General features: G+C 47.3%; 21 protein-coding genes and 2 riboswitches. Of the genes, 13 read left to right on the forward strand and 8 right to left on the reverse strand.

Annotation, left to right across the window (positions count from 1 at the left end; translation table 11 throughout):
• Window positions 1-39: 39 nt before the first annotated feature.
• Complete coding sequence (locus tag AC0YN3_RS26340) at window positions 40-279, reverse strand: translation initiation factor 2 (protein ID WP_475777885.1); 240 nt, start codon at window positions 277-279, stop codon at window positions 40-42.
• 225 nt (window positions 280-504) lie between these two features.
• On the reverse strand, window positions 505-660 hold the full coding sequence (locus AC0YN3_RS26345) for a hypothetical protein (RefSeq protein WP_475777886.1): 156 nt from the start codon (window positions 658-660) through the stop codon (window positions 505-507).
• A gap of 161 nt (window positions 661-821) precedes the next feature.
• Here AC0YN3_RS26345 and AC0YN3_RS26350 point away from each other — a divergent pair, with 161 nt between their 5' ends.
• A complete protein-coding gene (locus AC0YN3_RS26350) occupies window positions 822-1,097 on the forward strand; it encodes a hypothetical protein (protein WP_475777887.1) in 276 nt (91 codons plus the stop codon).
• A gap of 319 nt (window positions 1,098-1,416) precedes the next feature.
• Here AC0YN3_RS26350 and AC0YN3_RS26355 read toward each other — a convergent pair whose 3' ends face one another.
• A complete protein-coding gene (locus AC0YN3_RS26355) occupies window positions 1,417-2,418 on the reverse strand; it encodes a TerD family protein (RefSeq protein ID WP_475777977.1) in 1,002 nt (333 codons plus the stop codon).
• A 60-nt stretch (window positions 2,419-2,478) separates the two neighbouring features.
• Entirely contained in the window at window positions 2,479-2,625 is a 147-nt protein-coding gene (locus AC0YN3_RS26360; RefSeq protein ID WP_475777888.1) for a hypothetical protein, read from the reverse strand.
• Between the two features lie 894 nt (window positions 2,626-3,519).
• Window positions 3,520-3,620: riboswitch (guanidine-I (ykkC/yxkD leader) on the forward strand.
• A 90-nt stretch (window positions 3,621-3,710) separates the two neighbouring features.
• On the opposite strand from AC0YN3_RS26360, the gene AC0YN3_RS26365 reads away from it, so the two are divergent.
• Both AC0YN3_RS26365 and AC0YN3_RS26370 read left to right on the forward strand, forming a co-directional pair.
• Window positions 3,711-4,052 (forward strand): DMT family transporter, encoded by a 342-nt coding sequence (locus tag AC0YN3_RS26365; RefSeq protein WP_475777889.1) that lies wholly within the window; start codon window positions 3,711-3,713, stop codon window positions 4,050-4,052.
• Window positions 4,049-4,363 carry a DMT family transporter gene (locus AC0YN3_RS26370; RefSeq protein WP_475777890.1) on the forward strand — a complete coding sequence of 105 codons (315 nt, stop codon included), beginning with the start codon at window positions 4,049-4,051 and terminating at the stop codon, window positions 4,361-4,363. Before AC0YN3_RS26365 ends, AC0YN3_RS26370 begins: the two co-directional genes overlap by 4 nt.
• A 214-nt stretch (window positions 4,364-4,577) precedes the next feature.
• On the opposite strand, the gene AC0YN3_RS26375 is transcribed toward AC0YN3_RS26370, so the two are convergent.
• From AC0YN3_RS26375 to AC0YN3_RS26390, 4 genes are all read right to left on the reverse strand, one after another.
• Window positions 4,578-4,880: a hypothetical protein gene (locus AC0YN3_RS26375; protein WP_475777891.1), complete on the reverse strand. Its 303-nt coding sequence runs from the start codon at window positions 4,878-4,880 to the stop codon at window positions 4,578-4,580.
• Between the two features lie 102 nt (window positions 4,881-4,982).
• Window positions 4,983-5,222: a hypothetical protein gene (locus tag AC0YN3_RS26380; protein WP_475777892.1), complete on the reverse strand. Its 240-nt coding sequence runs from the start codon at window positions 5,220-5,222 to the stop codon at window positions 4,983-4,985.
• Between the two features lie 287 nt (window positions 5,223-5,509).
• Entirely contained in the window at window positions 5,510-6,565 is a 1,056-nt protein-coding gene (locus AC0YN3_RS26385) for an HD-GYP domain-containing protein (RefSeq protein ID WP_475777893.1), read from the reverse strand.
• A 223-nt stretch (window positions 6,566-6,788) separates the two neighbouring features.
• Complete coding sequence (locus AC0YN3_RS26390; protein ID WP_475777894.1) at window positions 6,789-7,511, reverse strand: molybdenum cofactor biosynthesis protein; 723 nt, start codon at window positions 7,509-7,511, stop codon at window positions 6,789-6,791.
• Between the two features lie 102 nt (window positions 7,512-7,613).
• Here AC0YN3_RS26390 and moaA point away from each other — a divergent pair, with 102 nt between their 5' ends.
• The 10 genes from moaA to AC0YN3_RS26440 all read left to right on the forward strand — a co-directional run bounded on the left by moaA (window position 7,614) and on the right by AC0YN3_RS26440 (window position 20,250).
• A complete protein-coding gene (gene moaA / locus AC0YN3_RS26395; RefSeq protein ID WP_475777895.1) occupies window positions 7,614-8,615 on the forward strand; it encodes a GTP 3',8-cyclase MoaA in 1,002 nt (333 codons plus the stop codon).
• A 9-nt stretch (window positions 8,616-8,624) separates the two neighbouring features.
• Window positions 8,625-9,095: a hypothetical protein gene (locus tag AC0YN3_RS26400; RefSeq protein WP_475777896.1), complete on the forward strand. Its 471-nt coding sequence runs from the start codon at window positions 8,625-8,627 to the stop codon at window positions 9,093-9,095.
• Window positions 9,096-9,136: 41 nt separating this feature from the next.
• On the forward strand, window positions 9,137-10,585 hold the full coding sequence (locus tag AC0YN3_RS26405) for a bifunctional metallophosphatase/5'-nucleotidase (protein WP_475777897.1): 1,449 nt from the start codon (window positions 9,137-9,139) through the stop codon (window positions 10,583-10,585).
• 148 nt (window positions 10,586-10,733) lie between these two features.
• Window positions 10,734-11,852 (forward strand): HD-GYP domain-containing protein, encoded by a 1,119-nt coding sequence (locus tag AC0YN3_RS26410; protein ID WP_475777898.1) that lies wholly within the window; start codon window positions 10,734-10,736, stop codon window positions 11,850-11,852.
• 134 nt (window positions 11,853-11,986) lie between these two features.
• Entirely contained in the window at window positions 11,987-13,126 is a 1,140-nt protein-coding gene (yfkAB, locus tag AC0YN3_RS26415; protein WP_475777899.1) for a radical SAM/CxCxxxxC motif protein YfkAB, read from the forward strand.
• 74 nt (window positions 13,127-13,200) lie between these two features.
• Window positions 13,201-14,232 carry a sporulation integral membrane protein YtvI gene (ytvI, locus tag AC0YN3_RS26420; protein WP_475777900.1) on the forward strand — a complete coding sequence of 344 codons (1,032 nt, stop codon included), beginning with the start codon at window positions 13,201-13,203 and terminating at the stop codon, window positions 14,230-14,232.
• Window positions 14,233-14,315: 83 nt separating this feature from the next.
• A complete protein-coding gene (locus AC0YN3_RS26425; protein WP_475777901.1) occupies window positions 14,316-15,473 on the forward strand; it encodes a glycosyltransferase family 4 protein in 1,158 nt (385 codons plus the stop codon).
• A gap of 72 nt (window positions 15,474-15,545) precedes the next feature.
• A riboswitch (TPP riboswitch) is annotated at window positions 15,546-15,650 on the forward strand.
• A gap of 433 nt (window positions 15,651-16,083) precedes the next feature.
• The gene (gene thiC / locus AC0YN3_RS26430; RefSeq protein WP_475777902.1) at window positions 16,084-17,850 is read left to right on the forward strand and encodes a phosphomethylpyrimidine synthase ThiC; all 1,767 of its coding nucleotides are present in this window, start codon (window positions 16,084-16,086) and stop codon (window positions 17,848-17,850) included.
• Between the two features lie 325 nt (window positions 17,851-18,175).
• Window positions 18,176-19,216: a FecCD family ABC transporter permease gene (locus tag AC0YN3_RS26435; RefSeq protein ID WP_475777903.1), complete on the forward strand. Its 1,041-nt coding sequence runs from the start codon at window positions 18,176-18,178 to the stop codon at window positions 19,214-19,216.
• 62 nt (window positions 19,217-19,278) lie between these two features.
• Window positions 19,279-20,250, forward strand: a complete 972-nt coding sequence (locus tag AC0YN3_RS26440) for a FecCD family ABC transporter permease (RefSeq protein ID WP_475777978.1) — start codon at window positions 19,279-19,281, stop codon at window positions 20,248-20,250.
• Window positions 20,251-20,385 lie beyond the last annotated feature (135 nt).

Genomic DNA, 20,385 nt, shown 5'->3' on the forward strand with positions numbered 1-20,385 from the left:
CAATGAAAATCCAATGTAAACAAATACATCCCAAACTAATTATCTAACAATATTTCTAAAGTGTATTAGCTCATTTATATAATAATCAAGTTGAGTGATATTTGATTCTATACCAGGAACATGACGGCTATTGCTTTGAATTTGGTAATTCTTTTCTAAAGATTCTAATTCAAGTCCGGCTGCTAATGCTGCAATTCCGTCACCTATTGTGGCAATTGATGCACCGATAAATGCCAACCTGGCAATTTCAATTTCTCGTATGTCCTTATTATTCTCCATGGATGTACCTCCCGAATCATATGTTTCAATATATGTGTGTTTACCTAAGTCGGTGAGGGTGGTTATGTAATGTATTTGACTGAATATGGAGTGACTTAGTTAAAAGGAAATACCCCTCCAATAACTGAAGGGGTGGTTAACGGGTGCCGAGTTATCCCAAACTTATTTTATCCAAGTAATTGATGAACTGTACCTGATTCACTGGGACATGGTTTGTAACGTTTATTAGTAGCCTTTACCGTAGCCTCCGAGACCGCCGACATTACCGCAGCCACCGCCGAAACTGCCAATACCACAACTACACGCTATAATTACTAACAAAATAAATAGTACAAGAATAAAACCAATGCTGTGATTAGCACCACCAACAAATCCGGACATCAATCATGCACCTCCTACGTTTTGAGTACTCTTTAAGTTATGTAGTGGTGTTATTATGTGATTGGGTATTTACCGAGGAGGTAAATGACCAATTCCAATTGTCATTAAGGGATATTAGCAAGGGATGTAGATGAATACACAAATACATGGAGATATTTGAAATGAATAAACAAGCGGTTTTGAATGTGCTTAATAGCCTTGAGGAAATCGAATGTCAGGGTGGAGAAGATGCTTTTATTCTTGTCGCAAACAACTCGGAAATTCGCACGGAATTGAACGTGGTTGGAGCATCTTCTGACACTTTAGAAAAATACGGGGACGATGAAACGTTGTGCGTTCTTGCACTTGCATTTAACGAAGGGTATTGCAACGAATATAGAAACGGACAGATAGTGTTATGGGGACCACTTGATGATGAGTTCCGCTACCGCGTTTAGAATGGCGAAGGGAGCGTTCATTATTACTGTACTAGACTAAAGGGTTTGGAGGCGCTGGAATGCATCGTATGCTTGATTGGTGGCCGGTAAGTGTTGGCAGCTTGTTGAATGTCATCATGTCGCAGGAGCGAATGATTCTCCCGAACGGTGCCCTGATTAACTTTAACGTTTAGCATTGTATCCCGTGCTCCTTTCAGCGACCTAATTATTTAGTTGATTTAAATCTTCAATTTGATTTTAGGTAAGAATTCCTCTCCCTTAGGAACGCACGTTCTTGTCATAGGGTAAAAAAATATAGCCTCGTAAAGGCTATAAATTATTAGGTTAATAATTGTCTAATATTGCATTTCAAGGCTTCAGCAAACTTAATTAACTGATCATGAGTTAAACGCTCGACCTCGCCACGTTCTAGCCTTGATACTGCATTCGCGCTTTTGTATCCGATCTGCAACGCTAATTGTTTCTGAGTGAAACTTAGACTTCGGCGGATCCGTTCTACGTTATGACCAATATAAAAAGCCTCGTCGTAGTCATAAACTGCTTTAGGTGGAATCGATTCACTAGATGCTGCAGCTTCGTTTGTTTCGTCACTTACTTCAATACCGAATTCTCCGTATAGGGCTCTCAGACCACCGAAAAAGCCTTTTCCAATCGGATTAAACTTCCACTCGCCTTTGTACACATACATTTCTGCGATGATGATAGCCGTTTCATTGGTGAAATTTTCTCCAAAGCTGAATTTCATAAGCTCATTTCCAGTCAAAGGGTCAATCATACGAATTGTAATTTCAGCAACTTGACTAAAATAATGTTCTTGTTCTTCTCCTTCATAGATGGTCAGAGTGAAGGAGATTTTTTGAATCTGAATAGGTAGTTTATCATAGGCAATTTTGAATTGCGATTTATTGGAATTGATCTTTGAATATGAGATTGATCCATCTCGAGTATCAGGATTTCCATAAAAAATGCAGTCGTCATCACGTTGGCATATCCCATCCTCATAGAGCATGAAAGCAGAGGTGTCAATTTCTATTTCCGGATTAAGTAAGTCCCAATTGACTTCAACTATTAACTTTGTTGTATCCAGATTCTTTGTTATATCTGTTTTCTGTCCGCTAGTAAGCTTTAAACCAGTATTTTTAATCGTTTTCTTTTCCGCTAAAGGTGTAATCGGGCTCTCAGGTATCTCTATAACAGATGATCGGTGAACTTTGCTTGCCGGTGCTGAAAATGGAGAGTATCCGCCTGGATATATTTCTCCTATTTCATATCCTTGTGCTTTTATCATGTGGATGATGTCTGTATATCGTCCCTGTTCCATAAACTTCAATAACACGAGAGCTGCTGCCCGAGCATCACTTTGTGCATCGTGGTGCTTTAACTATATACCAAAGTGTTCGGCTATAAGATTAAGTTTGTAAGAAGGCATATCGGGAATTTGCCTTTTGCTGATCAAATAAGTGCAGAAATAATTGAATGTAGGATATTGAAGTGAATATTCATCCATACAGTAACGCAATACGCTCATATCAATCGGTGCATTATGCGCTACAATTTTTTTGTTTTGAAGATAGGGAAGTAGCGTTCTCTACCTCAACAATACCCACGGAACAGGCACTTGATCTTGATGAGTTTGCAGTCTCAAAGTCAATAGCGATAAAATTCATGTCCGTTCACCTTAAAGGTTCCCCATCGGTTGAGGGAGTTGCTTATTAACTAAGACTTTAACTCTTTATATCTGCGCTTTTCTTTAAACTATAAGAGCTTCTTTCGCTGCAGCTCTTGCAAGATCCAGTTCTTCTTCACTATATTTGTTAACTCCGCCTAAAAATGCGAATAAAACCCTCTTTCGTGTAGGGGAGAGACTCGAGAAAAGAAGACGCGAGTTGTAATCCTCATCATCACAAGATGAATATACCATGGTTGCAAGAAATTAATTGTTAGCATACATGATATGAAGGTTTGGCAATGAAACTAGCTATTGAAGATGATGCGACAAAGTTCGTAAGTAAAGAAGAATAACGGTGAATACCTTGAAGATCCAGAACGTGTAGATTTAGATTCACGTGATTATGTAATTATCCGCAAAAGGTAACAAAATGAATATTCAATTACTTGTTCTTTTTTTTGAAAAAACCAAATAGCACCAAAAAAATTATGACAACGATTAAGAAACCCAACGATATCACCCCTTTTTGAGATTATAGCATGATCTGGGCGTTTTTTGTTTGAATACGAAAGCACATGGGGAAGGTATCGTATGCTAGAAACTCAGCCAATTGTAATTTCAGAGTACTTAACATGGTGCATAAGATGGTAATTAACTCTATACAGCAATGCTAATGGGAAGCATAATGGATAAACTTTTAAATTGACAAACATAACATGACATGATAGCATTTATTTAACTAATAACAGAATACAAAACATTTTCTAGGGTTCCGCAGCTGTAATGCTGGTCTGGTCCGAGAGGAAATGCATAGCCTTTTGGCTATGACACGGAGGGATAAAAGCCTGGGAGATAAACTGCGAACGCAGTTTATTTCCTAGGCTTTTATTTTTTTTAGGTCATTATGGCCAAAATAACAAAAAAAGCATAAGGAGGAGCATGACATGAACAAAACATGGATATCAGTAATTATTGCTGCTATGTTCGAGGTTGGTTGGGTTATTGGTTTAAAACATGCAGATCGTTTTTTGGAATGGGCTGGTACGGTAATTGCTATATACATTAGCTTTTATTTGATGATTAAGGCAGCTCGATCGATAGCGGTCGGAACGGTATATGCAGTGTTTGTCGGTTTAGGGACAGCGGGGACAGTGGTAGCTGAAATCGCGTTGTTTGATGCTGAGATAAGAGTTTCGAAAGTAGTTTTAATCGGTCTGTTGCTTATTGGAGTGGTTGGACTGAAAATGCTAAGCAAGAAGAACAAAGAGGAAGTGAGTGGGGTATGAATTGGACATATTTGATAGTAGCAGGCGTTTTTGAAATGATCGGAGTATTACTCATTAATAAATTTAACCATTCGCGCGATTGGAGATCACTAGTTCTTTTGATTGCCGGATTTGGCTTTAGTTTTGTGTTTTTATCATTGGCAATGAAAACACTCCCGATGGGAACGGCTTACGCTGTATGGGCGGGAATCGGCGCATCTGGCGGAGCTATCCTTGGTATGATCTTCTATAAAGAACCACGTAGTATTATGCGAGTTTTGTGTATCGGATTAGTGCTTGGCTCTGCTGTGGGATTGAAACTAATTAGTTAAAAACCAATAGTTCATTTATCTGATGAAGCAAAAAAGAGTCTATTGTCAAAATAAAAATAGAAAGCTACATTCAGCCATATCAAGTATGAGCTCTTTTAGAATAGTAGGATACCGGAGTGACAAATCGAAATGATGGGGTCCAAAAAAACATCCCCGAGCTTGCGGTGAACTGTGACCCGCAAGACGGGGGATGAAAGGGAATCAGGCTTGTTGCTTATACGCCTACGTCAACGGCTGTAATGGCAGAGAGTTTAATATACCGAGGTATTCCTCCTTCATTGATAATGGCAGACCCGTTGTTAATTCCTAAATAGACACCTGTAAAGGTAGCATCTTCTGTATGAATACGAATATTGGGAGTTCCTACGCCGATTTTTGCAAGAATGCTTTGCGTGGACATCATCCCGCCTGAGCGATTTCCTCCGCTTTGGTTGCCCCCAGAACGAGCTCCATTGCTTCTATTACCGCCAGAACGACTTCCGCCGCTTTTGTTGCCGCCGCTATTGTTTTTAGGCAATTGAACCATCTCCTCTATTCCTATTATGCGCATTGCTGTTCGTGGATTGACTGATGAGCTTGTACAACCAGGTGTTTAAACGAATGAGCACCCGCTTTCGCATTAAACGCCAACTTCGACTGCCGTAATTTTAGACAGCTTGATATAACGCGGGACACCATTCTCATTAATAACGGCAGAACCATCCGTTATTCCCAAATAGACGCCAGTATGCTCCGATCCTACAGTTCGAATGCGAATATTAGGCGTTCCAACGCCGATCTGTGAAAGAACGCTTTGAACATTTCCACCTCCTGAACGATTTCCACTGCTTCTGTTGCCGTTGCTGCTGTTCTTTGACATATCCTATCAACTCCTTTGCTAGAATTAATAGCTATTGTATGAGATTGATAGATTTGCGTGCTTTAATGGCATGCCCAAATTCTCTTGGGGCTTGAGAAACAATGCGGGGTTATTCGATTTCGAATCGGATGTAAAGGACAGACAAAGTAAAGAGCCCACCTCCAAAAAGAAGAGGCGAGCTCTGAAAGGTTAATACGAATACGGTTGCTAACGATTACATACCACCAAACACAATAAAAAAATTCAACCTCGAGCTGCAATTCGAAGTTGAATTTTTATTGGACGGTTTACAAATATACATGCTGAATTTCATATTCGCGATCAACGGCCATATCGATAAAATCCTCGCCAACTTGTATAAGCGGGCGAAAAAACTCCGTAGGGTGCGTCATGACAATAATGCCACTCTCGCCGCTCACAAGCTCTACGCGTTTCCCGATGAAGTTAGGCATCATATGGCGGATAAAAGTATGCGTAGTGGAAGGGTCAAGCTCCTTAAAGCTTAAACGGTAAAGCTCTCTTAATACATAAAGCAAATCTCTTTTCTGCTGATATACGCGCTGGGAGATCATTGCGCTATAGATATCGACAACAGCAATGATTTTGGAAACGGGATGGATCTCATCGCCGGATAATCCATGTGGATAGCCTGTACCATCATTGCGCTCGTGGTGCTGAAGCGCTCCGTATGCGACAAAGGGCTCATCGAATGATTGCAATATAATATCATGGCCGTATAAAGTATGTTTTTTAACTTCTTCGTATTCTTCTTCTGTCAGACGACCCGGTTTGTTCAGGACTTGTTCATCGATGCGGCATTTCCCGATATCATGAAGAAAGCCTGCTTTGCCAACCTGAACTGCTTCTTCATTCGTATAGCCTACCCATGTAGCCAAGTAATAGGAGAGCATGCCGACCTGAACAGAATGCTGGTAGGTATAATCGTCTTTCGTATTAAGCAAAAGCAGCATGGATACAACGTCGCGTTCAAGCTGCAGGTTATTTAGAAGCGGTCCGAACATGGACGAAACCTCGGCATCATCGATTTTTCCGGAGGCAGAGGCTTTCGTGAACAGCCCCTCGAAATTTTTGACAGCGTTTTCGTACAGCGGCTGCACGGTTGGGAGCCATTTGGGGTTTATTGTTGATTCAAGCGTCCGGCCTTCAGAAGTTTCGCTAGCCCTCAAATCGATATCGACATAATCAATTCGATGTTGAAATAGTCTTGATATTTCTTGGTTGTTAAGTACCGTTCCTTTGGAGAGTACGTGAAGACCATAATCGTTGAATGTATCATTGGTTAAGCGGTCTCCATCTATTAAGTCTGTAACATGAACCCTCATCAAGACACCTCAATTGCATGTAGTAGCGATATATACCTACAATAGTAGCAATGAATGATCATATTGGCAATATGAGGATATTATAATAGCGACTAAATACCTATAATTTCAGCATAAACTGACCTTGCATTCGTCAATTATCCGCATCTTACGAGAATGCAAGGTCATAGCTTTATAGGGCTTAATTTCAAATGTAAAAGGAAAAGTCTACCTTAATAATCATTTAGTTAGCGGAAAGCTGGTCGGTCGGATTCCATGGCCCAAGCTGATGCCCCTTCCACTCCGAGCCATCCTCCCAAATTTCTTTCTTCCATATAGGTACGATTTGTTTGAGGCGCTCGATGGCATAACGGCTAGCCTCGTAGCAGCTGTCGCGATGCGGCGAGGATACGGCAATGATGACACTCGTCTCCGCGAGTCCGACGACACCGATGCGATGACTGATGGCGCACAAAGTACCAGGCCAGCGCTGGGCAATCTCATCGCCTATCTGACTCATCGTCGCAACAGCCATAGGGACATAAGCCTCGTATTCCAGCCTAACCGTACGTTGTCCATGCGTCCATTCACGGGTCGTTCCTACAAATGCCATGGCTGCTCCATGCTCCGGAACGATAACTTTGGCAAGCACATCATCCGAGCTAATGGGATCAGAGGTTATTACGTAGCGCTCTTTCTCCACCGCGCCTCCCTCGCCGCCGGAAACCGGAGGAAGCAGAGCAAGCTCGTCGGAATAGTGCAGCTTCGTTGTATCGGCTGCATATGCATGATTACGGGCAATAAAGGCTGTCTGGATGATGGCCTTATGTTCAGGGTACAGGGCAATGATCGCTGTTTTCAAATCGAGCGCGTTCATTTCTTCAACCTCGGTTTGTAAGCGTATAGAAGCAGTTCCCAGCCGTTCTGGAAGGCCGGCAAATAGTTTAATAGTCCAGTCAAATGTCATGATATATAACCTCTCATCATCTAGGCTCAAAGCTGTTTATAGAATATCATAATTCAAAAAAAAATGTTATGCTAATACATAGACAGAAAGGGAGTGAGATTCATGCCGGCATTGGTGGATCGTTTTGGACGGGTGCACGATTATTTGCGAATTTCAGTAACCGATCGTTGTAATTTGCGATGCTTATATTGCATGCCAGAAGAAGGAATGGAATTTACGGAATCCGAAAATTTAATGTCCTATGACCAAATTGTAGAGGTAGTCGAGGCAGGCGCGGCGCTTGGCATTACGAAGCTGCGTATCACGGGCGGAGAACCGTTGATTCGACCGGGCCTAGACGGACTGATTAGCCGATTATCCGCAATTCACGGGATTCAAGATATAGCATTAACGACCAACGGCATATTTCTTGCCAAGCAAGCCGAAGCATTGCGCGCCGCAGGCTTAAACCGAGTGAATATCAGCTTGGATACGCTGGATTCCTCAAGATTCCGTTTTATTGCGCGCAGGGGCGAATTAAAACGCGTCATGGAAGGCATAGAAGCGGCCGCGGCCGTTGGCTTCGATCCGATCAAGCTCAATTGCGTATTGCTTAAGGAAGTCAACGAGGACGAAATAGCTGATTTCTTGAAGCTGGCCTATGAGCAGCCGATGCATGTGAGATTTATTGAATATATGCCGATCGGCCACGCGGACGAGAACTGGAAAAAGCATTATTTGCCGCTTTCCCGCGTTCTTGAGGTGGCGGAGAAAGAAGGTTATGCCATTAGCCGCAGAACTAGCGTACACGGAAACGGTCCTTCCGACGATTGGCAGATGGAGGGAGCCCGCGGCTCCTTCGGACTTATTCATCCGATAAGCGACCATTTCTGCAGCAATTGCAACCGCCTGCGACTAACGGCGGACGGGTCGATTAAACCTTGCTTATATTGGGTGGATGAGCTGAATATAAAGGATGCTTTCGGCAACCCCGATGAAATGAAGCGCTTGCTGATGCGGGCAATGGATATTAAGCCAGAGAATCATGAAATGGCTGCAAAGCTGGCAGACGGCGCGCAAACCCATGTACCTACCGAGCGCCGAATGTCCCAAATAGGAGGATGACCATTATTTATGCAAGAGATTCGAATTGAGCATTTCATGCTCGGCTCCTTCAAGGCAAGCCCTGAGGATATGGCAAGCTTGGCTGGAAGCAGCTTCAACCTTGCGGATAGAGTACCAGAGACCGAAGGCGAGGCCTTCGACTGGCAGCTTTGGTATGCGAAGTGGGTAGAACAAGCAAGCGGAGAAGCATCCATCCCAGCACCGACGCATCTCATTGTGGAAGCTGCGGATACGTTCGAGGCGTTAATCCCCTGGGAGGAGCTAGGCGATGCGGCCGTGCTTTACGCACGCGAAGGTCAAAGGCTCAGCGAAACAGGACCGATTCGGCTATATGTGCCTAACGGAAGCAGCAAATGCCTGAACGTCAAAAGCATTGTTAAGCTGATCATGGTGAAGCATAACGCGGATACGGCAAATGAAAAAGCAGCGTATGGCTTCAAGAATACATTTTCCGTGAACGAATTGCGTAAAAACAAATAGAGTGGCTTGCTGCGCTGGCATGAATGGATAAGGAGGCGTGCATGAATTTGACGGACAGCTTTCATACAAGAGTGGTGCTTCTGCACAGTAATGATATTCATAGCCGCTTAGAGCATGCCGCCCGAATCGCAACGTTTATCGCTGAGGAGCGCCGATCTTACGGCAGCGACCATGTACTGGCCGTTGACTGCGGCGATCATATGGATCGGATGCGAGTGGAGACGGAAGGCAGCGACGGGGCCGTAAACGTAGAATTATTGAATCATGCAGGCTACGAGGTCATCACGCTTGGCAATAACGAGGGACTTACTTACTCGTCTCAAATAATCAGCGATGCTTATCGGGATCGGGCGAGGTTCTCCATTGTATGCGCCAATATGCTGGACTCGCAAACCGGCGAGCTGCCGGAATGGCTGCTCCCGAGCACTATCGTTCAGAAAGATGGGCTGCGTATCGGATTAATAGGCGCGACTGCGGCCTTTACGGAGTTTTACTCTTTGCTCGGCTGGCAAGTAACGGATCCATTCAAAGCCGTTCAGGAGCAAGTTAGTAAGCTGAGAGAGCATGTTGATGTGCTTGTAGTCATGTCGCATTTAGGCATAAATGCAGATAAGCTGCTAGCGGAGAAGCTCGATGGCATCGATCTTATATTAGGGGCGCATACGCATCATTTATTGGAAGAGCCGCTCGTTATTAACGAAACGACGATATGCGCAGCCGGGAAATTCGGAGAGTATCTCGGCCGCGTGGAAATCGGAATCGATCCGATTTCCATGCGGCCCGTATTCCGCGCAGCAGTCGTGCCTACGGCCGCCTTGGCGGAGCATCCGGAAGCTGCCGCGATTATCGGCAGCTATCTGAAGGCGGGACAGCAGCGACTGAGCCGGGTCATTGCCCGGCTGGATTCGCCGCTGCCCGCCAGGGCCGAGCGAGAATCGCCGCTCGGCAACCTGCTGGCCGCTGGCCTGCGCCGCTGGACCGATGCCGAAATCGGCATGGTCAACACGGGGCAGCTGCTTGGCGGCCTCGCGCAGGGGGACGTGACAGCAGGCGAGCTGCACGCCCTCTGTCCATCGCCAATCAATCCGTGCCTGATGACGATTGCCGGCACGGAAATACGGATAGCGCTGGAGCAGGCGCTGCTGCCGGAATTCATCCATAAGCCGATTAAAGGCTACGGCTTCCGAGGAGAAGTGCTCGGCACACTCGCAGTGGACGGCTTATCGGTTGCTTATGATTCCGAGCAGCCGCCAATGAGCAGGCTCACCGACGTAACCGTCAACGGCGAGCCGCTCGAGGATGAGCGGCTGTATAAGCTGGGAACGATTGATATGTTCAGCTTCAAAGCGGGGTATGAGTCGCTTGCTAACGCCGTGCAGCTGCAGTACTTTTTACCTGAATTTATTAGGGATGTTATCGCAGCACAGCTTCAAGATCCATCGGCAATTATCGAAAGTCGTCGTCCGCGGTGGGGAAATAGATCGTTATAGTCGAAATTATAAGTATTATCGACAATTGATGTCGAAAATATAGAATAAAATGGTTGCGATTTTCTCGATTTTCCCGTACATTAACATTACGAACGGCTTTTTCCGATGTAATAGTTAGCATATCTTTTTATGGGGAAGGATCGAGAAAATGCGTTTGTTGCCAATTACGAGATGCAGGCCGGGAATGAAGCTGGCCAAAAAAATATTTTCTCAGGAAGGTCTAGTCCTTCTCGGTGAAAACATAGAGCTGACCGAAAGACTCATTTCCCGCTTAGAGCAGTGTGGAATACAATATGTTTATATAGCGGATCCCAAGACGGAGGATATCGTTTCTCCGTCCTTGATCAGCGAGGAAACGATGCAAATCGCGCTCAAAGAGATTCGAACCAATTTCCGCGAGATGATGGATCGTCCGAAACGCAAGAAAGGTGTCACGTATCCCTATATCGCGCAGCCGTTCAAGCAGATGATGAATTTGATTATCGATGATTTGTCCAGCCACAAGGATGCGATGATTATGCTGATGGACATGAGCTCTGTCGACCATTATTTGTTTCAGCATTCATTGAACGTATGCGTATATACGACGCTACTCGGCATGGCTAACGGTTATTCGCGAGATGAGCTGACGACGCTAGGGATGGGAGCTTTGCTGCATGACATCGGAAAAACACAAATTTCCATTGACGTGCTGAAGAAGCCGGGCTCGCTCTCGAGAGAGGAATTTGATGCGATCAAGCAGCACGCGAGAATCGGTTACGAGCTGTTGAAGGATGAGCCTAACTTGCCGCTGCTTGTTGCCCACTGTGCATTTCAGCATCATGAGCGTATCGACGGGAGCGGTTATCCGCGCGGCATCAAAGGCAACGAGATCCATGACTATGCGAAGTGGATCGGCTTAGTAGACTCCTACGACGCTATGACGACCAATCGGATCTACAGCGCTCCAATGCTTCCCCATCATGCGATCGAAAGATTGTATGCGGGCACGGGAACATTGTACGAGCAGCGGATGCTTCAGCTGTTCCGGGATAAGGTTGCCATATATCCAATCGGGATCACGGTTAAGCTGCAAACGGGGGAAACAGGGATCGTTGCTGATCTGAACCATTCCTATCCGCATCGCCCGATTATCCGCATCCTTTATAATGAAGCAGGCGAAGAGCTGAAATTGCCTTATGAGGTCGACCTGTCCAAACAGCTGACGATGATGATCGTTAGCGTCAATGACGACTCCAATGAAGTGCAGCAAGCTGCGGGTATTTAAAAGGTTTGGAGCTTAGGAGCCGAGACGGCTCCTTTTTGCTTCTTTTTTACCGTTTTATTTGCTTCCTATACGGGCTGGCATTACAATAACTAAAGAATGTTTCATTCCAGATAATAAGTCAGGTGTTGAAGAAAATGACCATGATTGATGTGCAACAAACACGCAAGCCGTTATCTATCCTATCGCCAACGAATGATCCTTGGGATCCCATCCGTTCGCTGCAGCAATATGGAAGACATCGATTGACCAGCGTCGAAATGACGGTTTCCAATCTTTGCAATATGAGATGCGAGCATTGCGCAGTCGGCGATACGCTCGTATTATCAGAGCCGGCTAAGCTTCCGTTGAAACAAATGCTTGAGCGTCTGGATGAGGTAGAGCATCTGGAAACGATCAGCATTACAGGCGGGGAGCCTTCCTTCTCCGATCGAACGGTCCGCGAGTATATGGTACCCTTGCTTCAGTATGCACGCAGCAGAGGCGTCCGCTCCCAGATCAATTCCAATGTAACGCTCCCATACAGCCGATATGAGCAGCTTGCCCCATATTTGGATGTCATGCATATTTCGTTTAACTACACGTCCGCTGCGGATTTCCACCAAATTGGCTTCGCCAAGGCTGGGCATCAGGTTTCGCTTGAAACAGCGACGAAGCTGTACGAGCGGATGATTGACAATACGCGCCGTCTTAGCGATACGGGCGTGCTCGTTTCCGCGGAGTCAATGATTAACTATAGAACCTTTGACAAAATGGACGAGATTCATAGGCTTATCGTCGAAATGGGCTGCCAAAGGCATGAGGTACATCCGATGTATCCAAGCTCCTTCGCTAAGGATTTGCCTGTACTCTCGCGCCAGCAGATGCTAGGGGCAATCGACCAGCTGTTGAAGACGAGGGATAAATCGGTCTGGATGCTGTTCGGAACCTTGCCTTTCTATCAATGCAGCGACCATTCATCCGAGCGTGAGCTGCTGCGGCGATTGGCGAATGAGCCGAATGTCACCGTTCGCAACGACCCCGACGGGCGCAATCGCTTAAATGTCAATTTGTTTACAGGCGACGTTTTCGTAACCGACTTCTCCGATGTGCCGGCATTCGGAAACATCAACAACGCGAGGCTTGAGGATTTATTCGATAAGTGGCTGGACCACTCCTTGGCGCAGAGCGTGAACTGCCATTGCCCTGCCGCAGCTTGCTGCGGACCGAATTTGCTTGTGAAAGATATGTACTATAAAGATGTTGATTTCCATGAGCGAACCGCAATTACCGATTAATAACGGCAGTCATAAAGGGTAGGATTAACTACGGAATTTGCGGCATATAGAAATAAAGAAAGGAGGAGAAGCTGTTGTCAATCAAGACGATTGTATTTATTGGATTAGGATTGCTGCTGCTGTATTTGTTTTTTACGGTGGGCGCTCCGTTCCTGCTCGCGCTTATCGTTGCCATATTTCTAGAGCCGCTTAACCAGCTCTTTATGAAAAGGTTTCGAATGAACCGGTTACTGGCGGCAACGATTTCTAGCAGCTTATTTACGATTATTCTCATCGGTCTCATCGCGCTGCTTGGTGTCAAGGTCGTTGCAGAGCTAATCGCTTTTTTCAAAAAGGTGCCCAATTATTTCGAGGATGCCAACGGCATGGTTGATGATTTGATGAATCAAGCCCAATCGTTGTACCAGAACTTCCCGCCGGATGCGATCGAAACGCTAGAAAACTGGCTGATGGGCCTAACAAGCACGTTGACGAAGATGGTCGGAACCTTATCGAACACAGTCATTGCTTTCGCATCAAGCATCCCGGGGATGTTTATCTTCTTTATCGTCTTCTTGGTTGCGGTCTACATGATGAGCTTCAGCCTGCCAACGATGAAGACGACGATATTGTCTTTGTTCGAAGAGAAATCGCAGCAGAAGGTCGACGCTTTGCTGAATAACCTCAAGAAATCGATATTTGGTTTTTTGCGCTCGCAATTTATATTGAGTGCTCTTACATACATCATTTCGTTAATCGGCTTGCTCGTTCTTAATGTCAAATATCCGCTAGCTATCGCGCTGCTAATCATCATCGTGGATATTATGCCGATACTTGGCACGGGCTCGGTGCTCGTTCCGTGGGGAAGCTATTTAATTCTGACAGGCAACCTTTATGTAGGCGTAGGGCTGATCATATTGTTTTTGGTCATTACGGTGTTTCGCCGCATCGTCGAGCCAAAGATACTTGGAGATTCCGTGGGGATTGGATCGTTGTCGGCGCTTGTCAGCTTGTATGTCGGATTTAAGCTAGTCGGCGTCATTGGCGTATTCATCGGACCGCTTGTCGTTATTATTTATATGGCAGCGCGGAAAGCTGGATTATTCCAAATGAAATTCAAGCTTTAGCCTTGGCGACAGGCCGTGTCAAAGCCTTATATCGATGCGTATGATACTGCAAAATAGCAGATCAGCAGGAGGCATACGATTAAATGGCACCCATTAAAGTGGCAATTGTCACCCCGGGCTCCTTCCCGATTCCATCTTCAGGAAGCAGCTCTGTCGAGCGGGTGGTAGAGAAATTCGCTCCGCTGCTCAAGCCCTATGCGGAACCGCGTATCTTTGGAAGACTAAGCAAGCGATTGCCGCGAAAAGGCCACTTCAACGGCGTCGTTTGCGAACGTTTTGCAGCCGGCAACAAGCAGCGGTATATCCGTGAGGTAGGCCGAGCCGTCAAAAAATTCTCGCCGCATGTCATCGATGTCGAGAACCGCCCACAATTCGTACTCCAAATGAAGCAGATGAATCCAGGCAAGCGCGTCTGGCTTTATTTGCATTCCTCTACCTTCATCTCCTCTCCCTATATCTCCTCCGCAATGCTTCATAAGTGCTTGCAGGCTGCAGATAAGATTATCGTCAATAGTGAATTTCTCCGCCGGGTAGTCGTATCCAAAGCCCCCGAGGTAGCTTCAAAGCTTCGCGTGATATATCCGGGCGTTGAGACGAACCGCTTCCAGTCCCAATATTCTGCGGAAGGCGCGGCAAGACGCGAGAGCTTACGGGAGAAGCGGGGGTTAAGCGGCAAAAAGGTCGTGCTCTTTATGGGCCGGCTCATTCCGCTTAAAGGCGTTCATCACTTGCTGAATATCGTACCTCAGCTCGCCAAAAGCCATCCGGAGCTGGTTGTCGTTATTGTCGGAAGCCCTTTCTACGGCTCCCATCGCAAAACGGCTTATGCACGGAAGCTTGAACAGCTGGGCCGCAGAAGCGCCGGCCACGTCAAGTTCGTGCCTTACGTTCCTTACACCGAGGTTGCCGGTTGGATGCTGTCAGCAGACGTAGTTGTCGTTCCCTCGGGAGCAAGGGAGGCATTCGGCTTAGTCAACGTGGAGGCGATGTCCTGCGGCGTTCCCGTTGTTGCGACCCGCGCTGGCGGCATGAAAGAAATTATCCGTAACGGGGATACCGGTTATCTTGTTAATCCGCATCATGTCGAGCGTGAACTGAGAGAACGGCTCCATGAGCTGCTGCGCGACAAGCAGCTGCGGCAGAAAATGGGCAGACGCAGCAGGGAACGCGTGGAGCAGACCTTTACATGGCGCCATACGGCGGATCGATGGGTAAAGCTGCTTAAGGAAAGCGGTCTATAGCTTCCACATTCAAAGCTTTTTGGAAAATAGAGGGTTGACACCGTTCTTGCCGAAACGTTATAGTCAAACAAGGAAATCCACTAGGGGCGCCGTCATGGCTGAGATAAAGCGAATTGCTTTGGTCCCTTTGAACCTGATCTGGGTTATGCCAGCGTAGGAAAGTGGAATTGTGCGTTTATGAAACAGCGCGTGAAAGCTCTGCTTGGCAAGGGGTCGATTTATCGGCTTGTTTTTGAAATATAGGAACGTATATCCTTAGGCTATACGTTCTCTATATTTCTCGAATCGAAACGCGCCGCGCCGCCAAAGCACGGCGATAGCCGTTTCACCTTGCTCAGCCAAGTAGAGAGGTGTCTGCTCCTAGAAATTTCGGAGGGACCGCACACGTTTGACGACACACTTCGACCGCTCCTTTGCTGGGGCGGTTTTTTTGTGCTTGTATGCCTGCAGCAGCTCCGAATAGGAGAAAGCCAGGCAGGCGAACATGAATCGCTTCAGCGTAGGATGCATGTGCACCGATTTGCAGCGGCGGTATTTTTAAGCTTTCTTATATGCTCGTATATGCCACCAGGGGAACCTGAATTGATTTCACTTGGGAGGTTATTTATTCATGGCAATTGAAATGGGACCGCTGCCAGGCAGCCGCAAAGTGTATGTTACGGGATCAAAGGCAGGTATTCGCGTTCCGATGAGGGAAATCGCGCTCTCGTCCAGCGCGGCAAGAAACGGTAAGGAGCTGCCGAATGGACCGGTTAGGGTCTATGATGCAAGCGGCCCTTATACGGACGAAAGCTACGACGCTGACGTGAGGCGGGGGCTGCCGGCACTGCGCAACGAATGGATATGCTTGCGCGGCGACGTGGAGCCGTATGAAGGCAGGTGCATAAAGCCGGAGGACAACGGGTTCATGTCGGAGAAGCGCGTGATGGAGCGCGGGGCAGAAAAGTTTCCCGGGCTGTCGGGAAGACCTCTGCGGGCAAAAGCCGGGCATAACGTCACGCAGCTTCATTACGCACGCAAAGGCATCGTCACTTCTGAAATGGAATATATCGCTATTCGCGAAGGAATGGATCCAGAGGTGATTCGCAGTGAAGTAGCAGCAGGGAGAGCGATTATCCCTTCCAACATTAATCATCCGGAGAGTGAGCCGATGATTATCGGCCGGCATTTTCACGTAAAGATCAATGCCAATATCGGGAATTCGGCCGTAGCCTCTTCTATCGAGGAGGAAGTGGAGAAAATGACATGGGCAACGCGGTGGGGCGCGGATACGGTCATGGACTTGTCCACAGGCCAAAATATTCATACCACAAGGGAGTGGATCATCCGGAACTCACCGGTGCCCGTGGGCACAGTGCCGATCTATCAAGCATTGGAGAAAGTGAATGGGAAAGCCGAGGCGCTGAGCTGGGAAGTATTCCGAGACACGCTGATTGAGCAAGCGGAGCAGGGTGTTGATTATTTCACGATCCATGCGGGCGTACTGCTTCGTTACATTCCGCTAACAGCTAAACGAATGACGGGAATCGTGTCCAGAGGCGGATCGATTATGGCTGCTTGGTGCCTTGCTCACCATAAGGAAAATTTCCTGTATACGCATTTTGAAGAGATTTGCGTGATTATGAGAGCATATGACGTGTCCTTCTCGCTAGGAGACGGGCTGCGCCCAGGCTCGATTGCCGATGCCAATGATGCAGCCCAGTTCGCTGAGCTGGACACGTTGGGCGAGCTCACCCGCATTGCCTGGAAGCATGACGTGCAGGTCATGGTAGAAGGACCCGGCCATGTGCCCATGCATTTGATCAAAGAAAATATGGATCGTCAGCTCGAGGTGTGCAGCGAAGCTCCCTTCTATACGCTAGGCCCGCTAACCACGGACATTGCTCCAGGCTACGATCATATTACATCGGCGATCGGGGCAGCAATGATTGGCTGGTTCGGTACCGCTATGCTTTGCTACGTAACGCCGAAAGAGCATTTGGGATTGCCTAACAAGGATGATGTGAAAGAAGGCGTCATTACGTATAAAATCGCGGCGCATGCTGCTGACCTTGCGAAAGGACATCCGCGAGCAAAGCTGCGCGACGATGCATTGTCCAAAGCGCGATTCGAATTCCGTTGGCGCGACCAGTTTCATCTATCGCTGGATCCGGAGCGCGCAATGGCATACCATGACGAGACGCTGCCGGCAGAAGCTGCGAAATCGGCTCATTTCTGCTCCATGTGCGGGCCGAGATTTTGCAGCATGCGCATCACTCAGGATATCCGAGAATACGCTGCTCAGCATGGAATGGAAACATCGGAAGCGATTGAAGCGGGTATGAAAGAGAAGTCCGATGCCTTTATTGCGGGGGGCAGCATCATGTACGGGCAATAAAGAAATCTGAATTCGTGGGGTAGATAAGCGGAAGAAGGTATTGTGAGTTGACGGGACAAGCGGTGCTGCTTATGGAGAGGGCGGCACCGTTTCGTCACGAAATGGCGCAATAATTGGATTGAAAAAACATATTAAATCTGCTATATTGAAAACGAGAATCGTTATCAGTGTAGCGGATTTTTTGACGTATAGGAAAGGATATGAGTCTGCTCATCCATTCTCTATACGTTTCGCCGAAACGATGGCGTCTATTGAAAGGACGCCGTTAGGCGTTTCTTCTTAGTGTTATTCATTAAAAGTATACATACAGAAGGGTAGTTAGCAGATGTCTTCTCCATTAAACTCCAAAGCGTTGGCAGGTAGCAAGCTGCGCACAAGGCCTCTAACGGCTACGATTATTTTGTTCGGCGGTTTAGCCGCTCTCTTATTTTCCTTGGCTTTATCCATTTCGGTAGGAGCGGCGGATATTAGTTTGAGTACGGTATGGAATGGTGTTTTTCACTTTGACCCAGAAAACATCCAGCATCAGATCATTAAGGAACTTCGGATGCCTCGTGCACTCGCGGCGGCTTTGGTCGGAGCGGCATTCGCGGTATCCGGTTCCGTCATGCAAGGAATGACCCGTAATCCGCTAGCGGATTCGAGCTTGCTCGGCATCAATGCGGGAGCAGGCTTCATGCTGGCGCTTTGCTTTGCGTTTTTCCCATCTATTTCGTATACAGGACTTATGTTGGTTTGCTTTCTTGGCGCGGCAGTGTCTATGGGATTGGTGTACGGCATAGGCTCAATGGCTAAGGGAGGACTAACGCCAGTCAGACTAACACTTGCCGGAGCTGCGGTAGGTGCGCTTCTGCTGGCTATTACGGAAGGAATAGCGCTTTATTACAAAATCGGCCAAGATTTGGCCTTTTGGTACGCCGGCGGGGTAGCTGGAACCAAATGGGAGCAAATCCAAATCGTATCGCCATGGGTGATCGGTGCTTTGATTGGGGCGCTTATTTTATCGCGTTCCATTACTTTGCTGAGCTTGGGCGAGGATGTAGCCGCAGGGCTTGGCCAGCGCACGGGATTAGTAAAGGCGGCAGGCGTTATTATCGTTCTGCTGCTCGCAGGCTCAGCCGTATCCGCGGTTGGCTCCATCGGCTTTGTCGGACTTATTATTCCGCATATCTGCCGCTTTCTGGTAGGCGTTGATTACAGGTGGATCATACCTTCCTCGGCGGTGCTAGGCAGCTTGCTGATGGTGCTTGCCGATATTGGCGGGCGCATCATTAATCCGCCTCAGGAGGTTGCGATCGGCGTTATTATCGCTGTACTCGGCGTTCCGTTCTTCCTCTATCTTGTAACTAGAATGAAAGGGGAATAAACGTGGAAACTTTATACCTGACAGCTACGGAACAGCGCAGAAGAAAACGCGCGGTGCTCGTTATGACCGTGTTAAGCACGCTGATTGTGATTTCTTTTATTATTAGTATGAACACGGGCTATATTCGCCTAGCGCCGATCGATGTCCTGAAGACGCTGTTCGGTGCAGGCACGGACAAGCAGGAACTCATTTTGTTTGATTTCCGGCTGCCGCGGATCGTCATTTCCGTTTTAATTGGAGCAGGCTTTGCGGTATCCGGCTGTATCATCCAAGGCATATCGCGCAATCCGCTGGCCGATCCCGGGCTTCTCGGCATTAATGCGGGCGCAGGTTTAGCTGTTATCTTATTTATTTCCTTCTATCCGCCTACGCAAAAAGGCTCGATTTTCCTTATGCCGTTCCTAGCATTAATCGGTGCGGCGCTAACGGCATTGCTCATTTTCGTGCTTTCCTACAAGCGTCATAGGGGGCTGCTGCCGACCCGGATGATCTTGGTTGGCATCGCGGTTGCGGCCGGCATCAGCGCAGCCATGCAAATCTTGATTCTCCGCCTAACGCCCGAGAAATACCAGTATTTCGCGGTTTGGATGGCGGGAAGCATTTGGGGAACGAACTGGAAATACGTGCTTGCTCTGCTGCCGTGGCTTATTATTATTCTGCCATTCGTACAATACAAGGCGAAGTCCTTGAACGCTTTGAATCTAGGAGACCAAATGGCTATCGGACTTGGTGCCCAGGTGAATAAAGAAAGAGCATGGCTGCTTGCCGCATCGGTGGGACTTGCCGGATCCTGCGTCGCAGTTGGCGGCGGCATCGGTTTCGTAGGGCTTATCGCCCCGCATTTGGCAAGAAGATTGGTCGGTCCGCAGCATCAGGTGCTCGTGCCGGCATCGGCTTTCGTCGGAGCCTTGCTCGTTATCGTCGCAGATACGCTGGCTAGGTGGGCGTTCCAGCCTAATGAGATTCCAACGGGTATCGTCGTGGCAGTTATCGGTGCTCCCTATTTCTTGTATTTGTTGTCCAGATCCAAATAATCATCGTGAATTTGAACCGCGGAAGCTCGCTGCTTCCGCGGTTTTTGCCGTTTAAATGGACGCGTAACCATATTTGCCCTCGCTTTCAGTATCCAGCCCATGGGTATCTGCATATATTACCTATGACATTTCAGG

This window comes from Paenibacillus sp. J22R232 (assembly GCF_056269165.1).

Bases quoted from the DNA above. Each gene is read 5' to 3' on its own strand.
- AC0YN3_RS26340 (WP_475777885.1), bottom strand. From the start codon at position 279: ATGGAGAATAATAAGGACATACGAGAAATTGAAATTGCCAGGTTGGCA.
- AC0YN3_RS26345 (WP_475777886.1), bottom strand. From the start codon at position 660: ATGTCCGGATTTGTTGGTGGTGCTAATCACAGCATTGGTTTTATTCTT.
- AC0YN3_RS26350 (WP_475777887.1), top strand. From the start codon at position 822: ATGAATAAACAAGCGGTTTTGAATGTGCTTAATAGCCTTGAGGAAATC.
- AC0YN3_RS26355 (WP_475777977.1), bottom strand. From the start codon at position 2,418: ATGGAACAGGGACGATATACAGACATCATCCACATGATAAAAGCACAA.
- AC0YN3_RS26360 (WP_475777888.1), bottom strand. From the start codon at position 2,625: ATGAGCGTATTGCGTTACTGTATGGATGAATATTCACTTCAATATCCT.
- AC0YN3_RS26365 (WP_475777889.1), top strand. From the start codon at position 3,711: ATGAACAAAACATGGATATCAGTAATTATTGCTGCTATGTTCGAGGTT.
- AC0YN3_RS26370 (WP_475777890.1), top strand. From the start codon at position 4,049: ATGAATTGGACATATTTGATAGTAGCAGGCGTTTTTGAAATGATCGGA.
- AC0YN3_RS26380 (WP_475777892.1), bottom strand. From the start codon at position 5,222: ATGTCAAAGAACAGCAGCAACGGCAACAGAAGCAGTGGAAATCGTTCA.
- AC0YN3_RS26385 (WP_475777893.1), bottom strand. From the start codon at position 6,565: ATGAGGGTTCATGTTACAGACTTAATAGATGGAGACCGCTTAACCAAT.
- AC0YN3_RS26390 (WP_475777894.1), bottom strand. From the start codon at position 7,511: ATGACATTTGACTGGACTATTAAACTATTTGCCGGCCTTCCAGAACGG.
- moaA (WP_475777895.1), top strand. From the start codon at position 7,614: ATGCCGGCATTGGTGGATCGTTTTGGACGGGTGCACGATTATTTGCGA.
- AC0YN3_RS26400 (WP_475777896.1), top strand. From the start codon at position 8,625: ATGCAAGAGATTCGAATTGAGCATTTCATGCTCGGCTCCTTCAAGGCA.
- AC0YN3_RS26405 (WP_475777897.1), top strand. From the start codon at position 9,137: ATGAATTTGACGGACAGCTTTCATACAAGAGTGGTGCTTCTGCACAGT.
- AC0YN3_RS26410 (WP_475777898.1), top strand. From the start codon at position 10,734: ATGCGTTTGTTGCCAATTACGAGATGCAGGCCGGGAATGAAGCTGGCC.
- yfkAB (WP_475777899.1), top strand. From the start codon at position 11,987: ATGACCATGATTGATGTGCAACAAACACGCAAGCCGTTATCTATCCTA.
- AC0YN3_RS26425 (WP_475777901.1), top strand. From the start codon at position 14,316: ATGGCACCCATTAAAGTGGCAATTGTCACCCCGGGCTCCTTCCCGATT.
- thiC (WP_475777902.1), top strand. From the start codon at position 16,084: ATGGCAATTGAAATGGGACCGCTGCCAGGCAGCCGCAAAGTGTATGTT.
- AC0YN3_RS26435 (WP_475777903.1), top strand. From the start codon at position 18,176: ATGTCTTCTCCATTAAACTCCAAAGCGTTGGCAGGTAGCAAGCTGCGC.
- AC0YN3_RS26440 (WP_475777978.1), top strand. From the start codon at position 19,279: ATGACCGTGTTAAGCACGCTGATTGTGATTTCTTTTATTATTAGTATG.